Here is a 4,361-nt window from a genome sequence, read left to right as displayed (position 1 = left end):
AAGAGCATAAAATTTTAAGCTCGATGGATGAGAGGCTAAATGACGTTATCGAGTATGGTTGGTTTACATTTATAGCAAAGCCGATGTTTGCATTCTTAAATTTACTTTACGGCTATATCGGCAACTGGGGCTGGGCGATCGTCGTTCTGACGCTAGTTATCAGGATCGTGCTTTTCCCACTAACCTACAAAGGCATGCTATCGATGAACAAGCTAAAAGATCTAGCGCCGAAGGTAAAAGAGCTGCAAGCCAAATACAAAGGCGATCCGCAAAAGCTAAATATGCACATGATGGAGCTATATAAGAAAAACGGCGCGAACCCGATGGGCGGCTGCCTGCCGATACTTATGCAGATTCCGATTTTCTTTGCGATTTACCGAGTACTACTAAACGCGATCGAGCTAAAAGCTGCGCCGTGGATACTCTGGATACACGACCTTTCGGTGATGGATCCGTATTTTGTGTTGCCTATTTTGATGGGAGCGACTATGTTCCTTCAGCAAAAGCTCACGCCGACAACCTTTAGTGATCCTATGCAAGAAAAGATAATGAAATTTTTACCGCTTATCTTTACGTTTTTCTTTGTGACTTTCCCTGCGGGACTTACGCTTTACTGGTTCGTAAACAACGTCTGCTCGGTTGTTCAGCAAGTTTTCGTAAATAAACTCTTTGAAAAGCACAAGAAAGCCGAGGTAAAGGCCTAATGCGAATCGAAGCCGAAAATCTACAAGAGGCTTTTCAAAAGGCCGCACAGGAGCTAAACTGCTCAGTCACTGAGCTTGATATCAAAATTTTACAAAACCCGAGTGCGGGATTTTTGGGGTTTTTTAAAAAAACGGCGATCATCGAGGCAGTAAAAGAGGGTGCTCATAAAGAAGCAAAAAAAGCCCTTCAAGCCGCCCGCGAAAACGCCCATAAAGAAAACGGCGGCGAGAAAAAGAAGGAATTTAAGAAAAAAGAGAACTCTGGCGAAGAGCAAAATCATAAAAGCGAAAAGAAAAAAAATCATAAAAATCGCCACGAGCATCACAAAAACCATGCTGCAAAGCAAAACGAAACGAGCGCGGCAAACGAGCCTAAAGTCGAAGAAGCACAACTGCAAAAAGAGCCTCAAATAAAAGAAAAAGAACAGCACAAAAAAGAACAATCTAAAAAAGATAGCAGCAAAAACATCCTCGATCACTCGATCATCGATACCTTTAATAAAAACGACTTTTACGAAGGCGATGAAAAAACCGCAGCTGGCGAAAATTTAGGCTCGCAAGCTTCCGGCAGCGATGCAAATTTGACGCAAGCCGTACCAAATTTAGCTAAAAAAGAAAAACAAGACTCCCGAGCCGATCGAGCGCAGGCTCAAAAACAAAAAGAGCAAAAACCAAAAGCCGACATCGACAAAGTCCTGCCTGAGATAAAGCAGGGCGTAGAGAAGCTTTTTGGCGGAAATTTCTTTACTATAAACAAGATAGACGTGCGTAAATTTGACGACGAGGCCGTGATAGTCGAGCTTGACGGCGAGGATGCGGCGCTACTCATCGGCAAAGAGGGCTACCGCTACAAGGCGATTTCGTATTTGCTTTATAATTGGATCAGTTCTAAATACGGCCTTGCGGTGCGCCTTGAGATCGCGCAGTTTTTGCAAAATCAAGAAGCCGCGATCGATCAGTATCTAAAGGGGATAATCGAGCGCGTGGAGGAGACGGGCAAGGCTAAAACCAAGTCTTTAGACGGCGTTTTGGTCAAGATCGCCCTTGAAAAACTGCGCGAAAAATTCCCCGACAAATACGTAAGCGTAAAGTCAAATAGCGACGGGCAGTTCGTAGTCGTGAACGACTTTATCAAAAAATGAACGACACCATAGCCGCTGTCGCCACCGCGCACGGCGTAGGCTCGATCTCCATCATCAGGCTAAGCGGCGCGGACGCCCTCAGCCTGGCTCTAAAACTCACCAAAATCACCTCTCTTGTCCCGCGTTATGCGACTCTAACTAAAATTTACGCCGAAGGCGAGCTCATCGACGAGGCCTTGCTTATTTACTTTAAGGCTCCGCACAGCTTCACGGGCGAGGACGTGGTGGAGTTTCAGCTCCACGGCGGGCTAGTGGTGGCGAATTTGATCTTGGGCGAGCTCATCAAAAACGGCGCTAGACTCGCGCGCGCCGGGGAGTTTAGCAAACGAGCGCTCATAAACGGCAAGATGGATTTTAGCAAGATCGAGGCGATAAACTCGCTCATCAACGCAAAAAGCGAGGATAGCGTCAAAATCATCGCCCGCACGATGAGGGGCGATCTGGCTAAATTTGCAAATGAAATCCGCTCCGAGCTCGTAAAAACTCTGGCGTTTGTGGAGACTAGTATCGACTACGCCGACGACGATCTGCCTGCGGACTTGCTAGAGAACATCAGCCAAATGCTAAAACAAAACAGCACCAAACTAGATAAAATCGTAGCCATAAGTCAAAGTAGAAAAGGGTTGCTCGAGGGCTTTAAAATAGCGATAGTAGGCAAGCCAAACGTCGGCAAAAGCTCGATTTTAAACTCGCTCTTGTCCTACGAGCGCGCGATCATCAGCGACGAGGCGGGTACGACTAGAGACAGCATCGAAGAAGCCCTAAAAATCGGCACTCACCTCGTGCGCATCATCGACACGGCAGGCATCCGCAAAAACGCGGGCAAGATCGAGCAGATCGGCATTTCGTATTCGCTGCGGGCTATCGAGGAGGCCGACGTCATCCTGGCCGTTTTTGACGCGTCGCAGGAGGCTGATGAGCAGGATAACGAGATCCTAGAGCTTTTAAAAAACTCGCAAAAAAAGATTTTTTACGTTCTAAATAAATGCGACCTCGGCGTTAAATTTATAAGCCCCGAAAATCCGATAAAAATCTGCGCAAAACAAGGAACGGACGAGATAATAAGCAATCTAAAAACCTATCTCGACGCGCAGGAGACGAGCGAGATACTACTAAATTCCACTCGTCAAATTTCAAGCTGCGAGGCGGCGAGCGAGGCGATAAAAAGAGCGTTAAATTTGCTAGCGGGGTCCGAGCTTGAGCTTTTTGCTTATGAGCTAAACACGGCAATAGAGCAAATCTCGTCAATCACAAAGCCGTTTGAGAGAAGCGAAATTTTAGACGAAATGTTTAGCAACTTTTGTCTAGGCAAATGATCAAATTTTACTCTCTAAAAAGGAAAAATAATGAAAAAATTCATATCTATAGCCGCTCTAGCTGCGTTGCTGGGCGGTTGTATGCCTTCACAGGATCGTCTAACGGCTAATGTAGTATCGCCTGAACCGGACTGGATTAAATATCTAGAAAACGACGGCACCGTCGGCGATGTCGCATTTTTCTCAGAAAATTTGAGCGCAACTCACGCGCAAAAAAACGGCGATATCATCGGCATGGCGCTCATAAAAAAAGACGGTCAAAATTTGAAACTTGGCGATATGTACGCGCAAAACGGTATTTCATTTATAGTTTTGGAGCTTAACGATAAAGAAAAATTTGGCTATCAGTACATAAATATGCGCGATAAAAACGAGCTTGCGACTCTAAGAAATGCTAAAAAGGTCAAATTTTATCAGTTTGGCGGCGGTATATTAGAGAACGTAGTTTTTAGCGCGGACTCGGGCGCGGTGTGCGAGAGTTTTGCGGCGGGCAAGACGGTAAAAGCTCATGCGGTGACTAATTATTACGATAAAGAAAGCCCCGACAATAGCGAGTTTTTCGCGACTTTGATGGATATCGGAGTGAAAAAGGGCAAAAGCGCCGAGATCAAAAATCTAGACTTTAAATTTTTCGTTAGCGACGGCAAGCTAGCCAGCACTCAGACGCGGGCTCGATCTGCGGAATTTAGGAGCAAAGTCATAGACGCCGACGCTAAAAAACAGGAGCAAATCCTATCAAATATCGTTTGCGCCGCACCTAAAAACTGATCTTTTTTATCAAATTTAAACGTGAGCGCGACCCGGCTTCGTGGCGCTTGGCGGATCAAATTTTACGAATTTAGCTCAAATTTTACGAAAGTAGCAGTTTTTGAGGCGCCGATTTCGGTTTGCGAGGCGTTTCAAAAAGGCGGCAGCGTGAGCGTGAAGTCCGTATCTAGCTACTACGACGCGCAAAATTTAGAAAAACGGTATTTCACGGCCGTTATAACGCAGGCAAAAATTTCATCCAAAAGCGGCGCGCTACTTTTAAAATCTCAGATAAAAAATTTTACAAATTCTGGCGACTTGCGAGAAGTCGCCGAAAAAACGCATAAATTTGAGGAAAAAATCCAAAACGAGTTGCGCGGCTACGAGCTAAGGCTTAATCAAATTTGCGCTTTTGTCGCGAAAAAAAGAGAGCAAAAATGAAAAACAGGATG

5 protein-coding genes are annotated in these 4,361 nt (G+C 45.4%); all 5 read left to right on the top strand.

Going from position 1 to position 4,361, the window contains the following annotated elements; all coding sequences use genetic code 11:
• Positions 1-704 (top strand): membrane protein insertase YidC (gene yidC, locus Q0200_RS06815; RefSeq protein WP_297939434.1); only part of this gene is annotated, 704 nt, incomplete at its 5' end.
• Positions 704-1,846: a Jag N-terminal domain-containing protein gene (locus Q0200_RS06810; RefSeq protein ID WP_297939432.1), complete on the top strand. Its 1,143-nt coding sequence runs from the start codon at positions 704-706 to the stop codon at positions 1,844-1,846. The genes yidC and Q0200_RS06810, both read left to right, overlap by 1 nt.
• Complete coding sequence (mnmE, locus tag Q0200_RS06805; RefSeq protein ID WP_297939384.1) at positions 1,843-3,162, top strand: tRNA uridine-5-carboxymethylaminomethyl(34) synthesis GTPase MnmE; 1,320 nt, start codon at positions 1,843-1,845, stop codon at positions 3,160-3,162. The genes Q0200_RS06810 and mnmE overlap by 4 nt, the downstream gene beginning before the upstream one ends.
• A gap of 30 nt (positions 3,163-3,192) precedes the next feature.
• On the top strand, positions 3,193-3,930 hold the full coding sequence (locus Q0200_RS06800; protein ID WP_297939382.1) for a hypothetical protein: 738 nt from the start codon (positions 3,193-3,195) through the stop codon (positions 3,928-3,930).
• 21 nt (positions 3,931-3,951) lie between these two features.
• Positions 3,952-4,350 (top strand): hypothetical protein, encoded by a 399-nt coding sequence (locus Q0200_RS06795; protein ID WP_297939380.1) that lies wholly within the window; start codon positions 3,952-3,954, stop codon positions 4,348-4,350.
• Positions 4,351-4,361 lie beyond the last annotated feature (11 nt).

It is taken from the genome of uncultured Campylobacter sp. (assembly GCF_938045225.1).
In the GTDB taxonomy this organism is placed as follows: Bacteria; Campylobacterota; Campylobacteria; order Campylobacterales; family Campylobacteraceae; genus Campylobacter_A.
Note: the sequence above shows the minus strand (reverse complement) of the source record. Positions and strands in the feature narration are given on the sequence as shown.

Excerpts from the sequence above, each read along its gene's own strand:
- mnmE (WP_297939384.1), top strand. The coding sequence starts at position 1,843 with ATGAACGACACCATAGCCGCTGTCGCCACCGCGCACGGCGTAGGCTCG.
- Q0200_RS06810 (WP_297939432.1), top strand. The coding sequence starts at position 704 with ATGCGAATCGAAGCCGAAAATCTACAAGAGGCTTTTCAAAAGGCCGCA.
- Q0200_RS06800 (WP_297939382.1), top strand. The coding sequence starts at position 3,193 with ATGAAAAAATTCATATCTATAGCCGCTCTAGCTGCGTTGCTGGGCGGT.